Genomic DNA, 4075 nt, shown 5'->3' with positions numbered 1-4075 from the left:
CAACTTAAAAACGCTAAAAATGAAATAATATTAGGGCAAACCAATGGTGTTAGACTACTAACTTTTTCAGGGAACAAGGTCTCGGAAAAAGAATTATTATCATTTTCCAACAAGGACCAAATTGTGAAAGGCATTGTAGAGGACAATAATGGAGCCTTATGGATTAGCGCCAAAAATAATGGATTGTATAAATTAGAAGATTTCCATTCTGACAGTCCTGTTATAACATTCTATGGCAAAGAACAGGGGCTTCCTGAAGCCGGTGAATGGCCAATCACATCATGTAGGCAAGGTCTGCTGGTTGGCACCTCTAAAGGTATTTTCAATTTAGATGCAAATTCAAACACCTTTAAAAAAAGTGTATTATCTAACGGGAATATTCAAACACTCACTTCCATTTATGATAGTGTAATTTATGTAAGCATAAAGAATAGCACTGGATCAATAGATATTGAAAAAATAACATTGACCAATCATGAAATAGTTGAAAGAGTTTCTACACCATTTAAAAGAATTGTAACCTCCAACGTAACTGCCATTTTCCCTGATCAAAATGACATAGTCTGGTTCGCCACGCCAGAAGGTGTTTATTCATTTGATGAAAACATTAAAAAAGACTACACCATACCTTACAACACATTAATTCGAAAGGTTGTAAATCAGGATTCTGCCATTTTTAATGGCACCTATTCTCAATCAATTTCCGGGAAATTAGCACCTGAAATTGTAACCGATCAACCATCAAACTATATCACTTCTTTAACTTTCGATCGAAACTCAATTCGGTTCGAATATGCCTCCGCATTTTACGAACTACCAGAAAGAACCGAATACAGCTACTTCTTAGAAGGAAATGACAAACAATGGTCATCATGGAGTACAGAACATATCAAAGAGTACAATAATTTGAGCCCGGGCAATTACACTTTTAAGGTCAAGGCCAAAAACATCTATGATCTCGAGGGCGAAATTGCCAGCTACAAATTTGTAGTTTTAGCACCATGGTATCAGACTTCATGGGCATTTGTGTTGTTCACTTTCAGTGGTGGAATGCTTCTTTGGTTCATCGTTCTTGCCTATTCGTACAGGGTGAGGCAGCATCGTAAAAAGTTAAAGCTTATTGTGGCAGACCGGACCTTTGAAGTAATCTCTCAGAAAAAAGAGATAGAAAAACAGAATGACTTACTAAAAGAACAAAACGAGCAAATTTCGAATCAAAGGGATGCGATTAATGTAAAAAATGAAGAGCTTGAGCTATCGCAGGAAGAAATTCTTAAAATCAATAAAAAGCTGCAAGAGTTAAATGGCCTTTTGGAAAAAAAGGTTGAACAGCGTACATCAAGAATAAAGCAAACGCTGCAACAGTTGCAGCAGACCAATGCCGAGTTGGACACATTTATATATCGTGCTTCTCATGACCTCAAAGGTCCCATCAGCAGAATTCACGGTTTGACTTCACTGGCCAAGCTTGAATCAACCAGTCCCAATGACCGTAAGTACTATGACTTGATAGAACTAGTAGCCAAAGACATGAACAAGTTACTAGCTAAGCTTACTCAGGTTCATGAGGTTGTTCACGCCACAGTTGACAAAGAATTGATTGACCTCCCCGTACTCATCAGTGAGGTTAGAAATAATATAAACTTTCTTGATCAAAGCGGAGACATCAAATACTCCTTTGATTTAAAAAGTACGCTTCAGGTAAAATCAGATCCATTTCTTTTAACAATTGTTCTTACCAATTTGATGGAAAATGCACTCATATTTAGAAAAAACAGTGTTAGTGATCATCAAATTACTGTAAAAGCAGATGAAGATAAAGAGAGCTATTATATTGAAGTAATTGATAATGGTTTGGGCATTGATGAATCACATTTAAACAAAGTGTTTAATATGTTTTTTAGAGGATCAGATCAATCCAAAGGCAGTGGTCTTGGTTTATATCTGGTAAAGGTAGCTGTTGAAAAACTGCATGGCGAGATATCAGTAACCAGTGACCTAAATGATAAGACCACCTTCTTTGTCAAGTTTCCTAAATAGAATTTAAGCAATAGAAGTTAGGTAGCCTTTAAGTGCGACTAGAAAGTCCTCAATGTCTTTTCTGTAAAGATCACCTAGTACGGAAAGTCTAAAAGTTGCCGATTTGGCTCCTTTGCCTGGATATATTGTAAATCCTTTCTCATACAAATAATCATGCATTGCATCAAAGTTGTAATTTGGATGCTTAGGTTCCATAATGGCTAATAATATCTTAGACTGTTGCCCATATGGCAACAAAAAGCTTAAGCCAAGATCCTGTAAACCTTCAACTAACAATTCCCAATTGTCCTTATAGCGATTCCATCTCCCCTCTTCACCTTCTTCAAGGTACTCATCAATAGCTTGTCTCAATGCATGGCAAACCTGAACGGGTGGAGTAAATTGCAGTTGCCCGGTCTTTTCAAAACCTACATACTGATTGTAGATATTAAAATAGAATGACCTTTTCTGCTCACTTAATTTGGACAATAAATCAACTTTAAAAATAACAAACGCTAGGCCTGCCATTCCCTGAATACAATTATTAGAAGACGACACTATGTACTCGGCCTGCCACTTTTTAGCATTAATAGGAATACCTGCATAGGAGCTCATACAATCTACAATAACCTCCACCCCATATTTATGAGACAGGTAACAAATCTCCTGAATAGGGTTAAGCATACCTGTTGTAGTCTCATGATGCACAACCGCCAGATGACTCACATCATCATTCTCCTTTAACAGACTTTCAATTGCGTCAAGGCTCGGATAGTCGCCATATTCCAGCTGATACTTAACCACGTCAATATCAAAGGTTTGAGCAAGTTTGATCATACGTGTGCCATAAGCACCATTTTCAACAACTAATAGCTTCTTCCCTTTAGGTACAGCAGATGTTATAGCCGCCTCTAGTCCTCCTGTTCCGCTTGCAGCAAATAATGCTGCTACATACTCACCTTCACCATGAATAACTTTTACCAAATCATTCTTAATTCCTTCTATTAATGCTCCGAACTTCTCTTCTCTTGGACAAATATCTTCAACCACCATGGCATTTTTTACCGAGACTGTAGTAGTTGCCGGACCAGGATTTAACAGGATTTTTCTTTCTACTTTTTTCACTTTTCAGAAGGATTAGTCCAAACCCAAAATTGTCCCAGATTTTGAAAGGTTCTATAAACCAAGAGCATAATGCTGACTGATAAATAAATCATCAAAACATAAAAAGTATTGCCTTCATACAATGATGGCATTGTATATATGATGATAAGAAACAATGGTGTAAAAAGGCCAGGACTTCTTTCTATCCCGTCTATTAAATGACCAACCATTATCTTACCTAAATACGCAGTTGAATACAAGGTCATAATGAAAACCAATTGTGAAGGACTAAAAAGACAAACTCCAAACCCAGCTATTAATATCATTATCACTAAATACATGAAAATGCTATACCTCACATTTGGTATTCTCATTATTGCCTTGATAAACGTCAACGCTGAACCAATAACAATTAAAACCATAATAACTTCCATTACAGTCAATCCTGCCACAAGCTCCATTTGATATAAATCATAAATCGATGGGAAATAGCCCGCAATTATTAAAAAACAACCGAGAATGACTCCCTCTAACGAGCCAAGTTTTTCAAAAAATATCCACCCTGTCTTAAACTGTTCGTAGAAAACGACAATATGGGCCATATAAGAAAGTAACACAACCACAGCGACCAGCCAGATATTGGTAATCGAAAAAAGATTAAAAAAGATCAGCATCAAAAAGCCATTGTTAAATGACCCAAAATAATGATCGCAAAACTCGCCTAGTGCTGACCCTGTGCCTGTTCTCTTTGCTTGAGCACCATCCAGATGATCTCCAATTAAGTATGTAAAAAGCAAGACTGGGATTACAATAAAGTTAAGCTTCCCCAGCACTTCCTGATCAAAAGACAAGTAAAGGGCAATGTAAAAAAACCAATTTGAAATAATTGTAATAATGTTGGCAGGAATAGCCCAAGGCACCAGGTCTACAGTCGGCTCAATAAATATTTTTT

The 4075-nt window shown here is 36.9% G+C and carries 3 protein-coding genes; 1 reads left to right on the top strand and 2 read right to left on the bottom strand.

Annotated features, from left to right (window positions below; genetic code table 11):
- Positions 1-2040, top strand: a 2040-nt coding sequence (locus E1140_RS01450) for an ATP-binding protein (RefSeq protein WP_185153361.1), incomplete at its 5' end; no start/stop codon positions are given.
- 3 nt (positions 2041-2043) lie between these two features.
- Here the strand turns inward: E1140_RS01450 and E1140_RS01445 are convergent.
- Together E1140_RS01445 and E1140_RS01440 are read right to left on the bottom strand one after the other, a co-directional pair.
- Positions 2044-3144 carry a 2-aminoethylphosphonate aminotransferase gene (locus E1140_RS01445; RefSeq protein WP_155178292.1) on the bottom strand — a complete coding sequence of 367 codons (1101 nt, stop codon included), beginning with the start codon at positions 3142-3144 and terminating at the stop codon, positions 2044-2046.
- Positions 3141-4075 (bottom strand): CDP-alcohol phosphatidyltransferase family protein (locus E1140_RS01440; RefSeq protein WP_185153360.1); only part of this gene is annotated, 935 nt, incomplete at its 5' end. The genes E1140_RS01440 and E1140_RS01445, both read right to left, overlap by 4 nt.

It is taken from the genome of Fulvivirga lutimaris (assembly GCF_009711525.1).
GTDB classification, from domain to species: domain Bacteria; phylum Bacteroidota; class Bacteroidia; order Cytophagales; family Cyclobacteriaceae; genus Fulvivirga; species Fulvivirga lutimaris.
The sequence above is the reverse complement of the archived record's forward strand: the minus strand, read 5'-3'. Positions and strand labels throughout refer to the sequence as shown.